This is a genomic window from Lacisediminihabitans sp. (genome assembly GCF_036404185.1).
Lineage (GTDB): Bacteria > Actinomycetota > Actinomycetes > Actinomycetales > Microbacteriaceae > Lacisediminihabitans.
On the sequence record NZ_DASWPB010000110.1, the window covers coordinates 24,357 to 44,234 of the forward strand.

General features: G+C 70.2%; 19 protein-coding genes. All 19 read left to right on the forward strand.

Translation table 11 applies throughout. From position 1 onward, the window contains the following. The first annotated feature begins 2 nt into the window (after positions 1 to 2). The 19 genes from aroC to VGC18_RS08260 all read left to right on the forward strand — a co-directional run bounded on the left by aroC (position 3) and on the right by VGC18_RS08260 (position 19,873). Positions 3 to 1,217, forward strand: coding sequence for a chorismate synthase (gene aroC, locus VGC18_RS08170; protein WP_331096126.1), 1,215 nt, complete (start codon positions 3 to 5; stop codon positions 1,215 to 1,217). Beyond that, entirely contained in the window at positions 1,214 to 1,723 is a 510-nt protein-coding gene (locus tag VGC18_RS08175) for a shikimate kinase (RefSeq protein ID WP_331096128.1), read from the forward strand. The genes aroC and VGC18_RS08175 overlap by 4 nt, the downstream gene beginning before the upstream one ends. Continuing rightward, the gene (aroB, locus tag VGC18_RS08180) at positions 1,720 to 2,793 is read left to right on the forward strand and encodes a 3-dehydroquinate synthase (protein ID WP_331096129.1); all 1,074 of its coding nucleotides are present in this window, start codon (positions 1,720 to 1,722) and stop codon (positions 2,791 to 2,793) included. Before VGC18_RS08175 ends, aroB begins: the two co-directional genes overlap by 4 nt. 226 nt (positions 2,794 to 3,019) lie before the next feature. Beyond that, the gene (locus VGC18_RS08185) at positions 3,020 to 3,757 is read left to right on the forward strand and encodes an SDR family oxidoreductase (RefSeq protein ID WP_331096131.1); all 738 of its coding nucleotides are present in this window, start codon (positions 3,020 to 3,022) and stop codon (positions 3,755 to 3,757) included. A 42-nt stretch (positions 3,758 to 3,799) separates the two neighbouring features. Next, a complete protein-coding gene (locus tag VGC18_RS08190; protein ID WP_331096133.1) occupies positions 3,800 to 4,243 on the forward strand; it encodes a type II 3-dehydroquinate dehydratase in 444 nt (147 codons plus the stop codon). 84 nt (positions 4,244 to 4,327) lie between these two features. After that, positions 4,328 to 4,888 carry an elongation factor P gene (gene efp / locus VGC18_RS08195; RefSeq protein ID WP_331096135.1) on the forward strand — a complete coding sequence of 187 codons (561 nt, stop codon included), beginning with the start codon at positions 4,328 to 4,330 and terminating at the stop codon, positions 4,886 to 4,888. Then, entirely contained in the window at positions 4,888 to 5,301 is a 414-nt protein-coding gene (nusB, locus tag VGC18_RS08200; RefSeq protein WP_331096138.1) for a transcription antitermination factor NusB, read from the forward strand. Before efp ends, nusB begins: the two co-directional genes overlap by 1 nt. 195 nt (positions 5,302 to 5,496) lie before the next feature. Continuing rightward, a complete protein-coding gene (pyrR, locus tag VGC18_RS08205) occupies positions 5,497 to 6,051 on the forward strand; it encodes a bifunctional pyr operon transcriptional regulator/uracil phosphoribosyltransferase PyrR (RefSeq protein ID WP_331096140.1) in 555 nt (184 codons plus the stop codon). Then, positions 6,048 to 7,016, forward strand: coding sequence for an aspartate carbamoyltransferase catalytic subunit (locus tag VGC18_RS08210; RefSeq protein WP_331096142.1), 969 nt, complete (start codon positions 6,048 to 6,050; stop codon positions 7,014 to 7,016). The genes pyrR and VGC18_RS08210 overlap by 4 nt, the downstream gene beginning before the upstream one ends. Beyond that, positions 7,013 to 8,344 (forward strand): dihydroorotase, encoded by a 1,332-nt coding sequence (locus VGC18_RS08215; RefSeq protein WP_331096144.1) that lies wholly within the window; start codon positions 7,013 to 7,015, stop codon positions 8,342 to 8,344. The genes VGC18_RS08210 and VGC18_RS08215 overlap by 4 nt, the downstream gene beginning before the upstream one ends. Further along, positions 8,337 to 8,921, forward strand: coding sequence for a hypothetical protein (locus VGC18_RS08220; protein ID WP_331096146.1), 585 nt, complete (start codon positions 8,337 to 8,339; stop codon positions 8,919 to 8,921). The genes VGC18_RS08215 and VGC18_RS08220 overlap by 8 nt, the downstream gene beginning before the upstream one ends. After that, positions 8,918 to 10,057, forward strand: coding sequence for a glutamine-hydrolyzing carbamoyl-phosphate synthase small subunit (gene carA / locus VGC18_RS08225; protein ID WP_331096148.1), 1,140 nt, complete (start codon positions 8,918 to 8,920; stop codon positions 10,055 to 10,057). The genes VGC18_RS08220 and carA overlap by 4 nt, the downstream gene beginning before the upstream one ends. Further along, positions 10,057 to 13,365: a carbamoyl-phosphate synthase large subunit gene (carB, locus tag VGC18_RS08230; protein ID WP_331096150.1), complete on the forward strand. Its 3,309-nt coding sequence runs from the start codon at positions 10,057 to 10,059 to the stop codon at positions 13,363 to 13,365. Before carA ends, carB begins: the two co-directional genes overlap by 1 nt. Beyond that, a complete protein-coding gene (gene pyrF / locus VGC18_RS08235; protein ID WP_331096152.1) occupies positions 13,358 to 14,230 on the forward strand; it encodes an orotidine-5'-phosphate decarboxylase in 873 nt (290 codons plus the stop codon). Before carB ends, pyrF begins: the two co-directional genes overlap by 8 nt. Next, positions 14,218 to 15,126 carry a guanylate kinase gene (gene gmk / locus VGC18_RS08240; RefSeq protein WP_331096154.1) on the forward strand — a complete coding sequence of 303 codons (909 nt, stop codon included), beginning with the start codon at positions 14,218 to 14,220 and terminating at the stop codon, positions 15,124 to 15,126. The genes pyrF and gmk overlap by 13 nt, the downstream gene beginning before the upstream one ends. 14 nt (positions 15,127 to 15,140) lie before the next feature. After that, a complete protein-coding gene (rpoZ, locus tag VGC18_RS08245; RefSeq protein WP_331096156.1) occupies positions 15,141 to 15,407 on the forward strand; it encodes a DNA-directed RNA polymerase subunit omega in 267 nt (88 codons plus the stop codon). A 13-nt stretch (positions 15,408 to 15,420) separates the two neighbouring features. Next, positions 15,421 to 16,626, forward strand: coding sequence for a bifunctional phosphopantothenoylcysteine decarboxylase/phosphopantothenate--cysteine ligase CoaBC (gene coaBC, locus VGC18_RS08250; protein ID WP_331096158.1), 1,206 nt, complete (start codon positions 15,421 to 15,423; stop codon positions 16,624 to 16,626). A 44-nt stretch (positions 16,627 to 16,670) separates the two neighbouring features. Beyond that, on the forward strand, positions 16,671 to 17,879 hold the full coding sequence (gene metK / locus VGC18_RS08255; protein ID WP_331096160.1) for a methionine adenosyltransferase: 1,209 nt from the start codon (positions 16,671 to 16,673) through the stop codon (positions 17,877 to 17,879). 2 nt (positions 17,880 to 17,881) lie between these two features. Further along, the gene (locus tag VGC18_RS08260) at positions 17,882 to 19,873 is read left to right on the forward strand and encodes a primosomal protein N' (protein ID WP_331096162.1); all 1,992 of its coding nucleotides are present in this window, start codon (positions 17,882 to 17,884) and stop codon (positions 19,871 to 19,873) included. Positions 19,874 to 19,878: the final 5 nt, after the last annotated feature.

The window sequence follows — 19,878 nt, forward strand, 5'->3', positions numbered from 1 at the left end:
CCATGCTTCGTTGGTTGACCGCTGGGGAATCGCACGGTCCTGAACTGGTGGCCATCCTCGAGGGACTGCCCGCGGACGTCCCCGTCTCGATGGAGGCCATCCGCGCGGACCTGCATCGCCGCACCCTCGGTTACGGTCGCGGCGCCAGGCAGAAGTTCGAGCAGGACGCCCTGACGATCAGCGGCGGGGTGCGATTCGGCCTCAGCATGGGCAGCCCGATCGCGCTGCGCATCGGGAACACCGAATGGCCACGCTGGGTCGAGGTGATGAGCGCGGAACCGGTCGATCCGGAGATGCTTCCCAAGGGCCGCGGCGCCGCGCTCACCAGACCGCGTCCCGGTCACGCCGACCTCGTCGGCATGCAGAAGTACGGTTTCGAGGAGTCGAGGAACGTGCTCGAGCGCGCGAGCGCCAGGGAGACGGCGGCGCGGGTCGCCCTCGGCGCCGTCGCACGCTCCTTCCTGACCGGGCTCGGGATCGAGCTGGTCTCCCACACCCTCTCCATCGGCTCGGTGCGGGTCCCGGAGGGCACCGCCCTTCCCCGTCCGGCGGACGTCGCGGCCCTCGACGCCGACCCGCTGCGGTGCTTCGACGCGGTCACCTCGGCCGGCATGGTGGCGGAGGTGGACGCGGCCCACGAGGACGGTGACACCCTCGGCGGCGTCGTCGAGGTCCTCGCCTACGGCCTGCCGCCGGGGCTCGGCTCCTACACCCACTGGGACCGGCGGCTCGACTCCCAGCTTGCGGGTGCCCTCATGGGCATCCAGGCGATCAAGGGGGTGGAGGTCGGCGACGGCTTCCTCACCGCGACCCGTCGGGGCTCCGCGGCGCACGACGAGCTCTTCCAGACCGAGGACGGCATCGTCCGCTCGAGCGATCGGGCCGGCGGCACGGAGGGCGGGATGAGCACGGGGACGGTGCTCAGGGTGCGGGCGGCGATGAAGCCGATCTCGACGGTTCCGCACGCCTTGCGCACCGTCGACATCGCCACGAGCGCCGCGGCGGAGGCGCACCACCAGCGTTCCGACGTCTGCGCGGTGCCTGCGGCCGGCGTGGTCGCCGAGGCCATGGTCGCGCTCGTCCTCGCGAACGCCGTGCTCGAGAAGTTCGGCGGCGACTCCCTGGCAGAGACGAGACGCAACCTCGACGGATATCTCGCGGCGATCCCCGCCAACCTGCGGACCGGAGCGGCCTCGGATCCCGACCTCGGCTCGTGAGCGATCCGGCGCCGCGCCTCGTGCTGATCGGCCCGCCTGGTGCTGGCAAGAGCCGGCTCGGCAAGCGGGTCGCCCGACTCCTGGACACCGCCTTCGTGGACACGGACAGGAGGATCGTGGCGGCGCACGGGCCGATCGCCGAGATCTTCGCCGTTCACGGCGAGTCGCATTTCCGGAGCCTGGAACGGGCGGAGGTGGCCCGCGCCCTCGGCGAGGAGGCCGTCGTCTCACTCGGCGGCGGTGCGATCCTCGACCCGGAGACCCAGGAGCGGTTGGCCCGGCAGCGGGTCGCGCTGGTGACCGTCAGCCCGGAGGCGGTCGCCGAGCGCATCGCCGACTCCGTGCGGCCCCTCGTCGCCGGCGGCATCGAGGACTGGAAGCGCCTGGTCGAGTCCCGCAGGGAGATCTACGAGCGGCTGGCGCGCCGCCGCTGGGACAACTCCGGGAGGGCGATCGACGAGATCGCCGCGGAAATGGCCGATTGGGTCAGGGAAGAAGAACGATGACCATCACCACCATCACGGTGTCCGGCGAGAGCCCATACGACGTCTCGATCGGACGGGGAATCCTGAATACGCTGCCCACGATCATCGGGACCGAGGCGAGGAAGGTGCTGATCGTGCATCCGCCGACCCTCGCCGCCAGGGCGACGGCCCTCCGGGAGAGCCTCCTCGGCGACTACGAGGTGCTCCTGGCGGAGATCCCCGACGCCGAGAGCGGCAAGCGGGTGGAGGTCGCCGCATTCTGCTGGCAGGTCATGGGGCAGGCCGACTTCACCAGGACGGATGCGGTGATCGGCTTCGGGGGAGGGGCGGTCACCGACCTGGCCGGATTCGTCGCCGCGACCTGGCTGCGCGGGGTGCGTCTCGTGCAGGTGCCCACCACCCTGCTCGGCATGGTCGACGCCGCGATCGGCGGCAAGACGGGCATCAACACCGCCGAGGGCAAGAACCTCGTCGGTGCGTTCTACTCCCCGGCCGGGGTGATCGTCGACCTGGACCTTCTCGACGGCCTCAGCCGGATGGAGATCCTCGCCAGCTTCGGCGAGGTGGTCAAGTACGGGTTCATCGCGGAGCCGGAGATCCTCGATCACCTCGAACGGGACGTGGAGGTCGCGACCGATCCGCACAGCGAGGAGTTCCGGCGCATGGTCGAGCTCTCGATCGGGATCAAGGCGAGGGTCGTCGGCACGGACTTCCGGGAGGCCGGCCCGCGGGAGGTGCTCAACTACGGTCACACGCTCGGTCACGCCGTCGAATACGCGGAGCGGTTCCAGTGGCGGCACGGCGCGGCCGTGTCCGTCGGGATGGTCTTCGCCGCCGAGCTGGCCAGGCTGACCGGCCGGCTGTCGGACGAGGTCGTCGACCGGCACCGCAGCATCCTCACCTCCCTGCAGCTTCCGGTCGGCTATCCCGCCGGACGCTGGCAGACCCTGCTCTCGGTCATGAAGCGGGACAAGAAGGCCAGGGGCAGCCTGCTGCGGTTCATCGTGCTCGACGACGTGGCGAGGCCGACCACCCTCACCGGTCCGGACGAGAGCCTGCTCTTCGCCGCCTACCAGGAGATCGGCCTCTGACCCCGGCGGCCGGCTCCCTGCAGCCCGCCGCCTGTAGCCCGCCGCCTGTAGCCCGCCGCCTGGCGACGTCGCGGTGTTTTGTCGTCAGCGCGCCGGACATTTATGCCCGCGGCGACGACAAAACACCGCGCGCAACGGTTCTTCGCGGCGACGGGCCACCGCGCGTACCGGACCGCCGCGGCGTGCGGCCGGGTGCTAGGTTCGAAGAATGACGGATTCTCGACCCGTGGTTCTTCTCACCGGGCTCGGCCGGCGCGCCGGAATAGTGGCGGCCATCGCGGAACGACTGGCGACGGACGGGTGGGACCTGGCCTTCGTCTACTGCTCGGACTACGACACCAGGGTCAACGGCGGCGCGGACGACATCCGCGAGATCGAGCACGGCCTGCGGAAGCTGGGGGCCAGATCGGTCGCCCTCGACGTCGACCTCGCCCAGGTGGACGTCGCGACCTCGATCTTCGACCTCGCGGAGACCCTCGGACCGGTGACCGCCCTCGTGCTCGGCCACGCGGAGAGCGTGAACGGCGGACTCCTCGACACGACGATCGAGAGCTTCGACCGGCACCTCGCGGTGAACGCGAGGGCCAGCTGGCTGCTGATCCGCGAATTCGGCCGCAGATTCGCCGGCTCCACCGGAGCCGGGCGCCTCGTCGCGCTCACGAGCGACGCGATCCACGACGAGGTGGCCTACGGGGCGAGCAAGGGCGCACTCGACCGGGTGGTGCTTGCCGCCGCCAGGGAGTTCGCGGGGCTCGGCATCACCGCGAACCTCGTCAATCCCGGTCCGGTCGACACGGGATGGATGACCGACGAGGTGCGCGACTGGGTGCTCGAACGCACTCCGGCGGGCCGCGGCGGTAGGCCGGCCGACACGGCATCACTCGTCGCCTTCCTGCTCTCCGAGGACGGGCAGTGGATCAACGGCCAGCTGCTGAAGTCCGACGGCGGGTTCAGCGCGCCGTGACGACGCTGCCCTGCCGGGGGAGGCGACGATAGGCTCATCACCATGGGCAGCAGCATCCTCGTTCTCAACGGTCCGAACCTCGGCAGGCTGGGCAGCCGGGAGCCGGATGTCTACGGCAGCGGCACCCTGGAGGACCTCCGCGCCGAGCTCGAGCGCGAGGCACCCCCCGGCCATCGCATCGACCTGCGGCAGACCAACGACGAGGCGGAGCTCATCGGATGGCTCTACGAGGCCGTCGACACGGCCAGCCCGGTCATCCTCAACCCGGCAGCCTTCACCCACTATTCCTATGCGCTCCGTGACGCGGCGGCCCTCGTCACCAAGGCCGGTCTGATCCTGGTCGAGGTGCACATCTCCAACCCGCACGCCCGCGAGGAGTTCCGCCACACCAGCGTGATCTCCGCGGTCGCGACGGGGGTCATCGCCGGCTTCGGATTCGATTCCTACCTGCTCGCGCTGGACGCCATCAACCGGCTGCTCGGTTAGCCGGTAGACTTTGTCGCTGGTCGAGTAGCGCCACGCGCGGCGCGACCCTTCGCAGCTCATCTTCTCGGAAACGGAACTACAGTCATGGCCTCAACCGCTGACATCAGGAACGGCGTCGTTCTCAACATGGACGGACAGCTCTGGACGGTCATCGAGTTCCAGCACGTCAAACCGGGCAAGGGCGGAGCCTTCGTGCGCACTAAGGTGAAGAACGTCATGAGCGGCAAGGTCGTCGACCGCACCTTCAACGCCGGCGCCAAGATCGAGACCGAGACCGTGGACCGCCGCGACTTCCAGTACCTGTACAAGGACGGCGACGGATTCGTGTTCATGGACGTCGAGGACTACAACCAGGTGACGCTCACCGCCGCCCAGGTCGGCGACGCGGCCAACTTCATGCTCGAGAACCAGAGCGTGACCATCGCGCTGCACAACGACGTCCCCCTCTACGTCGAGCTCCCCGCCTCGGTGACCCTCGAGATCACCTACACGGAGCCGGGCCTGCAGGGCGACCGCTCGACCGGTGGCACCAAGCCGGCGACCGTCGAGACCGGCTATCAGATCCAGGTGCCGCTGTTCCTCGAGCAGGGCACCAAGGTCAAGGTCGACACCCGCGACGGCAGCTACCTCGGCCGCGTGAATTAGTGGGTGCCAGGACCAAGGCCCGCAAACGCGCGATCGACCTCCTCTACGGGGCGGACCTGCGGGAGATCTCCCTCAACGCCGCGATCGCCATGGAGGAGGAGCGCGCGCGGAAGGAGCCGGACCGCTGGGCCTCCTGGACCTACGCGCGGACCATCATCGAGGGCATCGCGGAGCACGGCGACGAGATCGACGAGCTCATCGAGACGTACGCCCAGGGCTGGACGATAGGCCGGATGCCCGTGCTCGACCGGGCGATCCTGCGCATCGGCATCTGGGAGCTCATGTTCAACGACGACGTGCCGGACGGCGTCGCCATCTCCGAGGCCGTGGATGCCGCGAAGGAGTTCAGCACGGAGGACTCCGCCGGCTTCGTCAACGGGCTGCTCGGCCGCATCGCGCAGACCAGGGTCTGACCGGCGCGCCGCCGGCCCCACCCCGCCCGCCGTTCGCCTGTCACGAACTGCTCTCCGGAGGCCGGCGGAGCGCAGTTGGTGACAGGCGAGTCCCGGTTCGCCCGGTTCACCGCGGTCGTCGATCGATGCGTCGGTATAGTTGTCCCAACAGACATCCTTTAATTTCCGTCCAGAGAGGCGGGGAAGGAGGTCGGATTGCCCGCACGCACCGTGCTTCAGCAAGCTGACATCAGCAGGGCCATGACCCGGATCGCCCACGAGATCCTCGAGTCCAATCGCGGTCCGGACGACCTGGTCATCCTCGGAATCCCGACCAGGGGAGTGACCCTCGCCGGCCGCCTTGGCTCCCTGCTCGCCGACTTCTCCGGCGCCCCCATCGCCGTCGGCTCCCTCGACGTGACGATGTTCCGCGACGACCTGCGTCGCAACCCGACCAGGGCGCCCTCACCGACGAGGGTGCCGCCCGGCGGCATCGACGGCAGGACGGTCGTGCTTGTCGACGACGTGCTCTACTCGGGTCGCACCATCAGGGCAGCCCTCGACGCCCTCGGGGCGATCGGGCGTCCCGCCGTCGTGCGTCTCGCCGCGCTGGTCGATCGTGGGCATCGGGAGCTGCCCATCCGGCCGGACTTCGTCGGCAAGAACCTGCCCTCCGCCCAGAACGAGCGCATCAACGTGCATCTGGTCGAGAACGACGGAGACGAATACGTCGCCATCGAGGAAGCGCCGGCACGGGGGGCGGGGGAATGAGGCATCTGCTCAGCACGAGGGACCTCGACCGCGCCGAGGCCGTCACCATCCTCGACGTCGCCGAGGACATGGCCGACGTCTCCGACCGCGAGGTCAAGAAGCTGCCGACCCTGCGCGGCAAGACCGTGGTCAACCTCTTCTTCGAGGACTCCACCAGGACCCGCATCTCCTTTGAGGCCGCGGCGAAGCGCCTGAGCGCCGACGTCATCAACTTCAGCGCCAAGGGCTCGAGTGTCTCCAAGGGAGAGAGCCTCAAGGACACCGCGCAGACCCTCGCGGCCATCGGTGCGGACGCCGTGGTCATCCGCCATCCGTCCTCCGGGGCCCCGCTCGTGCTCGCCCGCTCCGGCTGGATCGATGCGGCCATCGTCAACGCGGGGGACGGCACGCACGAGCATCCGACCCAGGCGCTTCTCGACGCCTTCACGATGCGGCGGCGCCTGCACGGCCGGGGCGCGCGCGGCAGGGATCTCGACGGCCTCACCGTCACGATCGTGGGCGACATCCTGCACTCCAGGGTCGTCAGGTCGAACGTCTGGCTGCTGACCGCCCTCGGCGCCTCGGTGACGCTCGTGGCGCCGGCGACGCTGCTGCCGATCGGCGTGGAGGAGTGGCCCGTCACCGTCGGCTACGACCTCGACGCCGCGCTGGCCGCGGGTCCCGACGTCGTGATGATGCTGCGCATCCAGTCGGAGCGGATGCACGCGGCCTTCTTCCCCAACGCCCGGGAGTACTCCAGGCAGTGGGGCCTCGACGACGAGCGGGTGGCACGCCTGCGCCCGGATAGCATGGTTATGCACCCCGGCCCGATGAATCGTGGGCTGGAGATCTCCGCAGGAGCCGCGGACTCGTCGAGATCGACGGTGCTCGAGCAGGTGGCGAACGGGGTTTCGGTGCGGATGGCCGTGCTGTACCTCGCCCTGGCCGGCGAGCGGCCGATCGCCAAGGAAAGGACTGGGTCATGAGCGAGACGATCGTGATCCGGTCGGCGACCCTCGACGACGGCACGAGGAGCGACATCCTGATCCGGGACGGTGTCGTGGCAGAGCTCGCCCCGTCGATCAGCTCGGCCGGCGCAACCACGATCTCCGCGGACGGCCTGCTCGCCCTCCCCGGTCTCGTCGACCTGCACACCCATCTGCGCGAGCCGGGGTTCGAACAGAGCGAGACGGTGCTCACCGGGTCCCGGGCGGCCGCGATCGGCGGGTTCACGGCCGTGCACGCGATGGCCAACACCTCCCCGGTCGCCGACAACGCCGGTGTGGTCGAGCAGGTGCAGTCCCTCGGCGAGACCGCGGGCTACGTCACCGTGCGGCCGGTCGGAGCGGTGACGCTGGGCCTCGAGGGCAGGGCGCTCTCCGAGATCGGCGCCATGGCGGGCAGCCGGGCGCGGGTGCGTGTCTTCTCCGACGACGGCAGATGCGTCTCGGATGCCCTGCTCATGCGCCGTGCGCTCGAGTACGTCGCGACCTTCGGCGGGGTGATCGCCCAGCACTCGCAGGAGCCGCGCCTCACCGAGAACGCGCAGATGAACGAGGGGACGCTGTCCGGTCAGCTGGGGCTGGCGGGCTGGCCGGCCGTCGCCGAGGAGGCGATCATCGCCCGCGACGTCCTGCTCGCCGAGCATGTCGGCGCCCGGCTGCACGTCTGCCATCTGTCGACCGCGGGCGCCGTCGAGGTCGTGCGCTGGGCGAAGGCGCGGGGCATCGACGTGACCGCGGAGGTGACCCCGCACCACCTCCTGTTGACCGAACAGCTGGCGAGCGGCTACGACTCGAGGTACAAGGTGAACCCGCCGCTGCGCCGCGATGAGGACGTCGCGGCGGTCCGTGCCGGGCTGGCCGACGGGACGATCGACATCGTCGCGACCGATCATGCCCCGCATCCGGTCGAGGCGAAGGACTGCGAGTGGGAGGCGGCGGCCTTCGGCATGGTCGGCCTCGAATCCGCCCTGTCGGTCGTCCAGGCCTCCGTCGTCGACACCGGGATGCTCGACTGGGCCGATGTGGCGAGGGTGTTCTCCCGGGTTCCCGCGCGGATCGGCGGCCTCGCCGGCTACGACAGGGGAATCGCCGTCGGCGCCCCGGCGGAGCTCACCCTCTACGACCCCGCCGCGAGCCGGCTCTTCGGCCTCGACAGCCTCCGCGGCAAGGGGATCAATTCGCCCTACCTCTCCACGAGGCTCCCCGGTCGTGTGATCACGACGATCCACGGCGGTTATCCGACCGTGCTCGACGGGGAACTGGTGGATGTCACCACCGTCGCAGAACACTCGGGAGCGCAGCATGGATAGAACAGCGTCCACGACGATCGTCATCGCGGTGATCCTGCTCGCCTTCGTCGGCATGTACCTCGGCTGGCGGGCGCGGGGCAGGCGCCAGGCGGCCCTTCCCCGGCCCGCCGCGGTGCCCGCGAACCCCGGGGCGGAGCTGCTTGAGGTGGAGGCCTTCTACGTCGCCACCACGATCGCCGGAGAGCCGCTCAACCGGGTCGCGGTCTCCGGGCTGGGATTCCGCGGCAGGGCGACCGTGCGCCTCGTCGAGGGCGGCCTGGTGCTGTCGATCGCCGGAGAGCCGGATGCGTTCGTGCCGGTCGCCGACCTCAGGGACGCCGACCGCGCCACCTGGACCATCGACCGGGTGGTGGAGTCCGACGGGCTCGCGCTCGTCGCCTGGACCCTCGGCGGCGTGGCCGTCGACAGCTATCTGCGTCTGGTCGACCCGGAGGACACCGCCCGGCTGATCGAGGCCGTCCGGGCGCTGCAGCTCGGCGCGTCAACCGGGACGGGAACGAGAGAAGGGGCCTCGCCCGGGGAAGCGCAGGCGAGTCAGAATCAGCAGACACCGATTCAGGGAAGCGGAACCAAATGAGCCGATTCGAACCGGCCGCCCTCGTGCTCGAGGACGGCACCCGTTACGAGGGTCTCGCCTACGGCGCCCGCGGCAGGAGCCTCGGCGAGGCGGTCTTCGCGACCGGCATGACCGGCTACCAGGAGACCCTCACCGATCCCTCGTACGCGGGCCAGATCGTGATGATGACGGCGCCCCACATCGGGAACACCGGCATGAACGAGGAGGACATGGAGTCCAGGCGCATCTGGGTCGCCGGTTTCGTCGTCCGCGACCCCTCCAGGGTGGTCTCGAGCTTCCGGGCCACGGCCAGCCTCGAGAACCGGCTGCTCGAGCAGGGTGTTGTCGGGATCAGCGGCATCGACACCCGCGCGGTGACGCTGCGCCTGCGCGACTCCGGGGCGATGAAGGCCGGCCTCTTCTCCGGCGCCGAGACCGAGCTGACCGACGAGGAGCAGCTGCGGATCGTCCGCGCGGGCGCGGAGATGACCGGCCTGAACCTGTCCGCCCGGGTGTCCGTCACCGAGCCGGTCACCGTCCCCGCCGTCGGCGAGCGGATCGGATCCGTCGCCGTGCTCGACCTCGGGGTCAAGGAGTCGACCCTGCGCCACCTCGCCGGCCGCGGCCTCGACGTGCACGTTCTCCCGCAGAACGTGACGGCGGAGCGGCTCCTGGCCCTTCGACCGAGCGCCGTGTTCTACTCGAACGGCCCGGGCGACCCCGCCGCGTCCGACGACCACGTCGCCCTCCTGCAGACCGTGCTGCGAGAGGGGCTGCCCTTCTTCGGTATCTGCTTCGGCAACCAGCTGCTCGGGCGCGCCCTCGGACTGGAGACCTACAAGCTGCCCTTCGGCCATCGCGGCCTCAACCAGCCGGTCCTCGACCGGGCGACGGGGCGGGTGGAGATCACCGCCCACAACCACGGCTTCGCGGTGGATGCCCCCAGGGACGGGGTCTTCGACTCTCCCGCGGGCTTCGGGCGGGTGGAGGTGAGCCACGTCAACCTCAACGACGACGTGGTGGAGGGCCTCAACGCCCTCGACATCCCGGCGTTCTCGGTGCAGTACCACCCCGAGGCCGCCGCCGGCCCCCACGACGCCAACTACCTCTTCGACCGTTTTCGCGACCTCATCGTCGCCAAGGGAGCAAACAAGTAATGCCGAAGCGCGACGACATCACCTCTGTCCTGGTCATCGGCTCCGGCCCCATCGTCATCGGCCAGGCCTGCGAGTTCGACTACTCGGGCACCCAGGCCTGCCGGGTCCTGCGCGAGGAGGGGGTCAGGGTCATCCTGATCAACTCCAACCCTGCCACGATCATGACCGATCCCGACTTCGCCGATGCGACCTACGTGGAGCCGATCACCTGGCAGGTGATCGAGACGATCATCGCCAAGGAGCGTCCAGACGCCATCCTGCCGACGCTCGGCGGCCAGACCGCCCTCAACGCGGCGATCCAGCTGCACGACCACGGCATCCTCGAGAAATACGGCGTCGAGCTGATCGGCGCGAACTTCGAGGCGATCAACCGCGGGGAGGACAGGCAGATCTTCAAGCAGCTGGTGCTGGACGCCGGCGCCGACGTCGCCCGCAGCCACATCGCGCACACGATCGAGGAGGCCGTCGACTTCGCGGAGGACCTCGGCTACCCGCTCGTCATCCGTCCCTCCTTCACCATGGGCGGTCTGGGCTCCGGCTTCGCGCACACGCGGGAGGAGCTGGTCCGCATGGTCGGCGACGGGCTGCACCAGAGCCCGAGCAGCGAGGTGCTGCTGGAGGAGTCGATCCTCGGCTGGAAGGAATACGAGCTTGAGCTCATGCGGGACACGGCCGACAACACCGTCGTCGTCTGCTCGATCGAGAACGTCGATCCCGTCGGGGTCCACACCGGCGACTCGATCACCGTCGCCCCCGCGCTCACCCTCACCGATCGCGAGTATCAGAATCTGCGTGACATCGGCATCGACATCATCCGGGCCGTCGGCGTCGACACCGGCGGATGCAACATCCAGTTCGCGGTGGACCCGGCGGACGGCCGCGTCATCGTCATCGAGATGAACCCTCGTGTCTCCCGGTCCTCCGCCCTGGCGAGCAAGGCGACGGGCTTCCCGATCGCCAAGATCGCCGCGAAGCTCGCCATCGGCTACCGCCTCGACGAGATCCCCAACGACATCACCGGGGTGACGCCGGCGAGCTTCGAGCCCACCCTCGACTACGTGGTGGTCAAGGTGCCGCGGTTCGCCTTCGAGAAGTTCCCCGCCGCCGACGCGACCCTCACGACGACCATGAAATCGGTCGGGGAGGCCATGGCGATCGGACGCAACTACTCGACCGCTCTGCAGAAGGCCCTCCGCTCGCTCGAGAAGCGGGGCAGCAGCTTCCACTGGGACGGCACACCGGGGGACAGGGCGGAGCTGCTCCGGATCGCCGCCGTCCCGACGGACGGCAGGATCGTCACCGTCCAGCAGGCGCTGCGGGCCGGCGCGAGCGTCGCCGAGGTCTTCGAGGCCACCAAGATCGACCCCTGGTTCATCGACCAGATCGTCCTCATCAACGAGGTCGCCGACGAGGTCGCCTCCTTCCGGCCGCTGGATGCCTCGCTCCTGCGCCTGGCCAAGGACCACGGTTTCAGCGACGCGCAGATCGCCGCGCTCCGCGGGCTCGACGAGGACGAGGTGCGCGCCATCCGGCATGCCTTCGGCCTGCGTCCCGTCTACAAGACCGTCGATACCTGCGCCGGCGAGTTCCCCGCGCTGACCCCGTACCACTACTCGAGCTACGACCTCGAGACCGAGGTGCGCCCGAGCGACCGGCGGAAGGTCGTCATCCTGGGCTCTGGGCCGAATCGCATCGGCCAGGGCGTCGAGTTCGACTACTCCTGCGTGCACGCCTCCTTCGCCCTGTCCGACGCGGGCTACGAGACGATCATGATCAACTGCAATCCGGAGACCGTCTCCACCGACTACGACACGAGCGACCGGCTGTACTTCGAGCCGCTGACCCTCGAGGACGTTCTCGAGGTCATCCACGCCGAGAGCCGGAGCGGAGAACTGGTCGGCGTCATCGTGCAGCTCGGCGGGCAGACCGCCCTGGGTCTCGCGAAGGGCCTCGAGGCGAACGGCGTCACCATCCTGGGGACCACGCCGGCGGCCATCGACCTCGCCGAGGAGCGCGGGCTGTTCCAGGGGATCCTGGATGCCGCGGGGCTGGTCGCACCGCGCAACGGCACCGCATACGACTACGACGGCGCCGTCGCGGTGGCCGAGGAGATCGGCTACCCGGTGCTCGTGCGCCCGTCGTACGTGCTCGGCGGACGGGGGATGGAGATCGTCTACGACAGCCCGTCGCTCGCGGACTACTTCGACCGCGTCGCCGGCCAGGGGATCGTCGGTCCCGACCATCCCCTGCTCGTCGACCGCTTTCTCGACGACGCGATCGAGATCGACATCGACGCGCTCTACGACGGCACGGAGCTCTACGTCGGCGGCGTCATGGAGCACATCGAGGAGGCGGGCATCCACTCGGGGGACTCCAGCTGCACCCTCCCGCCGGTCACCCTCGGGCGCGATCAGATCGCCACGGTGCGTGATGCGACCCTCGCGATCGCCAGGGGGATCGGCGTCCGCGGACTCATCAACGTGCAGTTCGCGATCGGGGCGGGTGTGCTCTACGTGCTCGAGGCCAACCCCCGTGCCTCCAGGACCGTGCCGTTCGTCGCGAAGGCGCTCGGCCTGCCGATCGCCAAGGCCGCCTCGCTCATCATGGTCGGCCGCAGCATCCGGTCCCTCATCGACGACGGCATGCTGCCGGCCGCCGACGGCTCGGTCGTGCCGATGGATTCCCCGGTCGCGGTCAAGGAGGCGGTCCTGCCGTTCAAGCGCTTCCGCACCAAGGCGGGACAGATCGTGGACTCGGTGCTCGGCCCGGAGATGCGCTCCACCGGGGAGGTCATGGGGATCGACTCGAACTTCCCGAGGGCCTTCCTCAAGAGCCAGGAGGCCGCATACGGCGGCCTGCCCACCGGGGGCACCGTCTTCGTCTCGGTCGCCGACCGGGACAAGCGGGCGATCGTCCTGCCGGTGCTGCGCCTGCAGCAGCTCGGCTTCGAGATCCTGGCGACGGTCGGGACGGCGGAGGTTCTCAGCCGGAACGGGATCACCACGAGGGTGGTGCGCAAGTACGATCAGGGCGAGGCGGCCGTGCGGGGATCCCTGTCGATCGTCGATCTGATCAACCGCTCGGAGGTGGACATCGTGATCAACACGCCGAGCGGACGAAGCGCCAGGGTCGACGGCTACGAGATCCGGGCCGCCGCGGTCGCCGCCGACCTGCCGCTGTTCACCACCATCGCCCAGCTCGGGGCGGCGGTCGCCTCGATCGAGGTGATCGGCGATGGGTTCGATGTGAAGTCGCTGCAGGACTACGCGATCGAGCGCGCCGACCGGCTGGCGGCACTGAGTGCCTGAGGCCGTCCCCGCCTTCGGAGACCGCCTCGCCGCCGTCTTCGCCGGCCAGGGTCAGCTCTGCGTCGGCATCGATCCGCACCCCTACCTGCTCGGGGACTGGCGGCTGCCGGACAGCGCCGCCGGCCTCAGGGAGTTCGGCCTGAGGGTGGTGGATGCCGTGGCGGGGTCCGCGGGCATCGTCAAGCCGCAGGTGGCCTTCTTCGAGCGTCACGGCTCCGCCGGGTACGCCGCGCTCGAGGCGGTGCTCTCCGCCGCCCGTCAGGCCGGCCTGCTGGTCATCGCGGATGTCAAACGCGGTGACGTCGGGACGAGCGTCGAGGCATACGCCCAGGCCTGGCTCACGCCGGGTGGCCCCCTCGAGGCGGATGCGATGACCGCCGTCGCCTATCAGGGTCTCGGCTCGCTCGCCGCCCCGATGCGGCTCGCCCAGGAGAACGGCAAGGGACTGTTCGTGCTCGCCGCCACCTCGAATCCGGAGGGCGCCGAGGTGCAGACCGCGACCGTCTCCACCGGGCCGGGCCGTGGTTCCGGTCTCGCTGCGAGTATCGTCGAAGGCGTGACGGGGTGGAACACAGAGCATGCTGCCGGCGAGCACGGTTCGATCGGGCTGGTGCTCGGGGCGACGGTGGACTTCGCGGACTTCGGGATCGACCTGTCGCCGCTCGGCGGCGCCGTCTCCACCCCCGTCCTTGCCCCGGGTTTCGGACACCAGGGGGCCCGGTATTCCGATCTGAATGCGCTGTACGGGCCAGCAGCCCCCGCGACCATCGTGTCGGCCTCGCGCAGCATCCTCGGGGCGGGTCCCGACGGTGTCTCCGCGGCCGTGCGGGAGCAGGCGCTGGAGGTGCTCGCGTGCCGCGGGTAGCGCCCCCGGACGTCGACCGCGCCGCGGCGGCCCACGCGGCCGTTGCGGCACGCCGCGCCCGCGCCGCGGTGAAGAAGTCGGTACACGACAGGGAACGCAGCCCGATCGACGTCGTGGAGACCGCCTGGGCCGACCCCACGGCCGCGCTGCCTGAGGCGAGCCTGAGGGTGCGGGAGCTGCTGACGAGCATCCCGAGCCTCGGCCCCACCCGGGTGGCGAGGATCATGGAGCGGCTGGACATCGCCGACTCCAAGCGGGTCGGCGGCCTCGGCGTCCGGCAGCGTCGCCGGCTGCTCGAATGGCTCAGGGCGCGGGAGAACCGTGCTGCCGAACCGGTGCGGGCGAGGCTCGTCGTGCTGGCCGGGCCGACGGCGGTCGGCAAGGGAGCGGTCTCCACCTACATCAGGGAGAACTATCCCGGCGTCCACCTGTCGGTGTCGGCGACGACGCGCCCTCCGCGGCCGGGGGAGATCGAGGGGGTCAACTACTTCTTCGTCAGCGACGACGAGTTCGATCGGCTGATCGAGACCGGTCAGATGCTCGAGACGGCGACGGTGCACAACGCCCATCGGTACGGCACTCCCAGGGCGCCGATCGAGCACGCCCTCGCCGAGGGCAAGAGCGTGCTGCTGGAGATCGACCTGCAGGGCGCACGGTCGGTCAGACGCGCCATGCCGGAGGCCGTCCTGGTCTTTCTGCTCCCGCCGAGCTGGGAGGAACTGGTGCGCCGGCTCATCGGTCGCGGTACGGAGGACTCGGTCGAACAGGCCAGACGGCTGGAGACGGCGAAGATCGAATTGGCGGCCCAGGACGAGTTCGATTACAAGGTCGTCAACACCGAAGTCGGACAGGCGGCCCGCGAGGTCGTAGACTTAATGGCAATCCCCCAGACCTAACAGGAGTTTTACGCATGGTTGAACGCGCCAAGGGCATCATCGATCCGCCCATCGACGAGCTGCTGTCGAAGGTCGACTCGAAGTACGCCCTCGTGATCTTCGCCTCCAAGCGTGCCCGTCAGATCAACGATTACTACGCCGACCTCCACGAGGGCAGCCTGTTCGACAACGTCGGACCGCTCGTCGACTCGACCATCGACGACAAGCCGCTGTCCGTGGCGCTGCACGAGATCAACGAGGACAAGCTCGTCGTCAAGGCGCTGGCCGAACCCGTCGAGTAGCGGAGCCCGTCGCATGGCCGGTCACGACGTGGGCCATCGGCTCACCATCGTCGTCGGCGTCACCGGTGGCATCGCCGCCTATAAGGCGGTGGCGGTCGTCCGTGCCTTTGTGCTCGCCGGCCACGACGTCCACGTCGTGGCGACGGATGCCGCGCTGAGATTCGTGGGCAAACCCACCTTCGAGGCGATCAGTCGCAACGTCGTCGAGACCGACCTCTACGAGGGTGTCGCCCAGGTGAGGCACGTGGCGATCGGGCAGGCGGCCGATCTCATCGTCATCGTCCCCGCGACGGCGAACACCATCGCCGGACTCGCGGCGGGACTCGCCGGCGACCTGCTGGGCACCACGGTGCTCGCGAGCGCGGCACCCGTCGTCATCGCCCCCGCGATGCACACCGAGATGTGGTCCAATCCGGCGACCGTCGCCAACGTCGCCACCCTGCGCTCGCGCGGCATGACGATCGTCGGCCCGGCCGTCGGCCGGCTCACCGGCTCGGACTCCGGCGCTGGACGCCTCGCCGAGCCGGAGGAGATCGTCGCCGCCGCCCTCGCGGTGCTGCGGCCGAGGGACCTGGAGGGCAGGCGGGTCCTCGTGACCGCAGGCGGGACGCGGGAGGCGCTCGATCCGGTGCGTTTCGTCGGCAACCGCTCGAGCGGCAGGCAGGGGCTCGCCATCGCGGCCGCGGCCGCCGCCCGCGGGGCCGCCGTCACCCTGATCGGCGCCAATCTCGAGGTGACGGCACCGGCATCGATGACGGTGAGACACGTCGTCTCCACCCTCGAGCTGGAGGCGGCCGTGACCGACGCCGCGCCCGGGTCCGACCTCGTGATCATGGCGGCCGCCGTCGCCGACTACCGCCCGGAGACGATCGCGGAGTCCAAGATCAAGAAGGAGACCCAGGGCGACAGGCTGACCGTCGAGCTCGTGAGGAACCCGGACATCCTCGCCGGGCTCGCCGCCTCCCGCCGCCCAGGACAGGTCGTCGTCGGCTTCGCCGCGGAGACGGAACCGGACGACGAACGGCTGCTGGCCCTTGGCCGGGAGAAGATCGCCCGCAAGGGCAGCGACTTCCTGGTTGTCAACAGGGTGGGCTGGAACGAGGGTTTCGCCACCGAGAGTAATACCGTCCTGGTGCTCGACGCGGCCGGAGATATAGTGATGGAGGCCTCGGGCAGCAAGGAGTCGGTGGCCGATCGGCTACTCGACCTGCTGGCCTGACCAACCCGCCGCAGGCGGACATCCTTTTTCGAGCGGGGCACATCATGAGCGCGGCATCCCAGGGACCATTACGTCTCTTCACCTCCGAATCCGTGACGGAGGGTCACCCTGACAAGATCTGCGACCAGATCTCCGACAGCATCCTGGATGCGTTGCTCGCCGTCGACCCGCACAGCCGCGTCGCGGTGGAGACGCTCGTCACCACGGGGCTCGTCCACGTCGCCGGCGAGGTCACGACCTCCGGCTACGTCGACATCCCCTCGATCGTGCGTAACCGCATCTGGGACATCGGCTACAACTCGTCCGACGTGTGGTTCGACGGTCGTTCGTGCGGGGTGTCCATCTCGATCGGCGGCCAGTCGCCGGACATCGCTCAGGGGGTCGACGACGCCTTCGAGAGCCGTGAGGAGTCCAGCGCCGACGACCTCGACCGGCAGGGGGCGGGGGATCAGGGCATCATGTTCGGGTATGCGACGACGGAGACCCCGCAGTACATGCCGGTGCCGATCTGGCTCGCCCATCGGCTCGCGGAGCGGCTCGCCGAGGTGCGCAAGCGCGGAGAGCTCGACTATCTGCGTCCGGACGGCAAGACCCAGGTCACGGTCGGCTACGACGGGATCGTGCCGCGCACCGTCGAGACCGTCGTGCTGTCGACGCAGCACTCTCCGCGCGTGAGCACGGAGACCCTGCGGGCGGAGATCGAGGAGCTCGTCATCCGTCCCGTTCTCGGACGCATCGAGCTCGACAGCGTCGATCCGCGCATCCTCATCAACCCCACCGGCCGATTCGAGATCGGCGGCCCCCAGGGCGATGCCGGCCTCACCGGCAGGAAGATCATCGTCGACACCTACGGCGGAGCGAGCCGCCACGGAGGCGGGGCGTTCAGCGGGAAGGACCCGTCGAAGGTCGACCGTTCCGCGGCCTACGCCATGCGCTGGGTCGCCAAGAACGTCGTCGCCGCCGGCCTCGCCGACCGGCTTGAGGTGCAGGTGGCCTACGCGATCGGCAAGGCCGCGCCGGTCGGGCTCTACGTCGAGTCCTTCGGCACCGCGCACGTCGCCGAGGAGTCCATCATCGAGGCCATCAGAGAGGTCTTCGACCTGCGCCCGGCCGCCATCATCCGCGACCTCGATCTGCTCCGTCCGATCTACGCCCAGACCTCGACCTACGGCCACTTCGGCCGCGAGCTGCCCGATTTCACCTGGGAGCGTCTCGACCGGGTCGACGCGCTGCGCAGCGTAGCCGGGGTCTAGCCGTGGCGGCCGCGGCGAGCCCGCAGGTCGGCACCGTCGGGCGTGTGCTGATCGACTCGCCGCTGCCCCAGCTCGACCGGCTGTTCGACTACCGGATCCCGCCATCCCTGGCCGCCTCCGCCGTGCCCGGCGTGCGCGTCCGGGTGCCGCTCCGGTCCGCGGGACGCGTCGCTGACGGATTCCTCATCGAGGTCGTCGAGACGGCCGGTTTCGCCGGGGTCCTCAGCGATCTGGAGTCCGTCGTCTCTTCCGTTCCCGTGCTCACCCCGGAGGTCTGGCGGTTGGCGAGACAGGTGGCCGACCGCGCGGCGGGCACCGCGAGCGACGTCGTCCGTCTCGCCGTCCCGAAGCGACAGGTGCGGGTCGAGAAGGCCTGGCTCGCGAAGGAGGCCGGCGCCCCGGCCTCCGAGGTCCTCCCCGCCGAGCTGACCTCGTTCGACGCTGCGGCCGTCGAGTCGGCGATCGCCTCGGGCGGCCGGTTCGCCGTGGATGCGCCGCCCAGGGTGGTCGACCTCGGTGGCGGCCGCTGGGTCGGCCACTGGGCGGTGACCATGGCGGCTGCGGCGACGCACGCCATCGCCCGCCAGGGATCGGCCATCCTCGCCGTGCCCGACTATCGCGATCAGGAGCAGCTCGTCGCGGCCCTCGAGGCGGTCCTTCCCCCGGATCGGATCGTGCGGCTCGACGCGAAGCAGTCGAACCCCGACCGCTATCGTTCCTTCCTGGCGTGCCTGGAGGACACGCCGCTGGTGATCGTCGGCAATCGGTCGGCGGTCTACGCCCCGGCCAGCCGTCTGGCGATGATCGCGATCTGGGACGACGGCGACCCGCTGCACTCCGAGCCGTTGAGCCCCTACGTGCACACCCGCGACGCCGCCCTCGTCCGCCAGCAGGAGCAGGGCTGTGCGCTGCTGCTGCTCTCCCACGCCAGGAGCACGGAGGTCCAGCGTCTCGTGGAGCTCGGCTGGCTGGGCGAGATCTCGCCGGAGCGCGCCTACCTGCCCAAGGTCATCCCCACCGCGCAGCAGACCTCGCAGGACCGGCTCGCCGCGCAGGCGCGGATCCCCTCGACGGCCTGGCGGGAAGCCCGATCGGCGCTCGAGCACGGGCCGGTGCTCGTGCAGGTCGCGCGCCCGGGTTACGCGCCGCGGCTGGCGTGCGACAGCTGCGGGCAGTCGGCGAGATGCCTGAGATGCGAGGGACCGCTCGGCCTGAGGAGCGCGCGATCGACGCCCGCCTGCGGCTGGTGCGGCGCCCTCGCCACCGACTGGCACTGCTCCGCCTGCGACGGCACCCGGCTGCGGCTGGTCGGCCAGGGGGCCGGCCGCACCGCGGAGGACCTCGGTCGGGCCTTTCCGGGGGTCAGGGTGATCGTGGCCGACGGCGACCGGCCGATCCTCGCCGTCGGCGCGGAGCCGGCCCTCGTCATCGCGACCAGGGGAGCGGAGCCGATCGCGGCGGGGGGATACCGGGCGGTGCTGCTGCTCGACGGGGAGCGGATGATCGCCAGGGAGAGCCTCCGCGTCGGCGAGGACTGCCTGCGCTGGTGGTCCAATGCCATCGCCCTCGCCGCCCCGGGTGCGCCGACCGTGCTCGTCGGCGTCGGGGGAGCCCTCGCCTCCGCCCTGGCCACCTGGCGGGGGGCGGACTACGCGCGGGCAGAGCTGGCCGACCGGCGCCGACTGCGCTTTCCCCCCGCGGTCAGGGTGGCCACGGTGAGCGGCTCGGTCGAGACGGTGGAGACCGCCCTCGCGGCCGTCGCCGGCATCGAGCGGGTGGAGATCCTCGGCCCGGTCGACCTCGCCGACGGCACCGTCAGGGCGATCGTGCGGTTCGACTACGGCGAGGGTGCCGCCGTGTCCTCCGCCCTGCGGGCCGAGGTGATCCGGGCCGCGGTCGACCGGCGCAAGCGGGCGGGGGGAACGGCGGGCCGTCCGGCACTGCCTACACTGAAAGTGCACTTCGACGACCCCCTGTCGTTCGACGGCGCCTGAGCCGG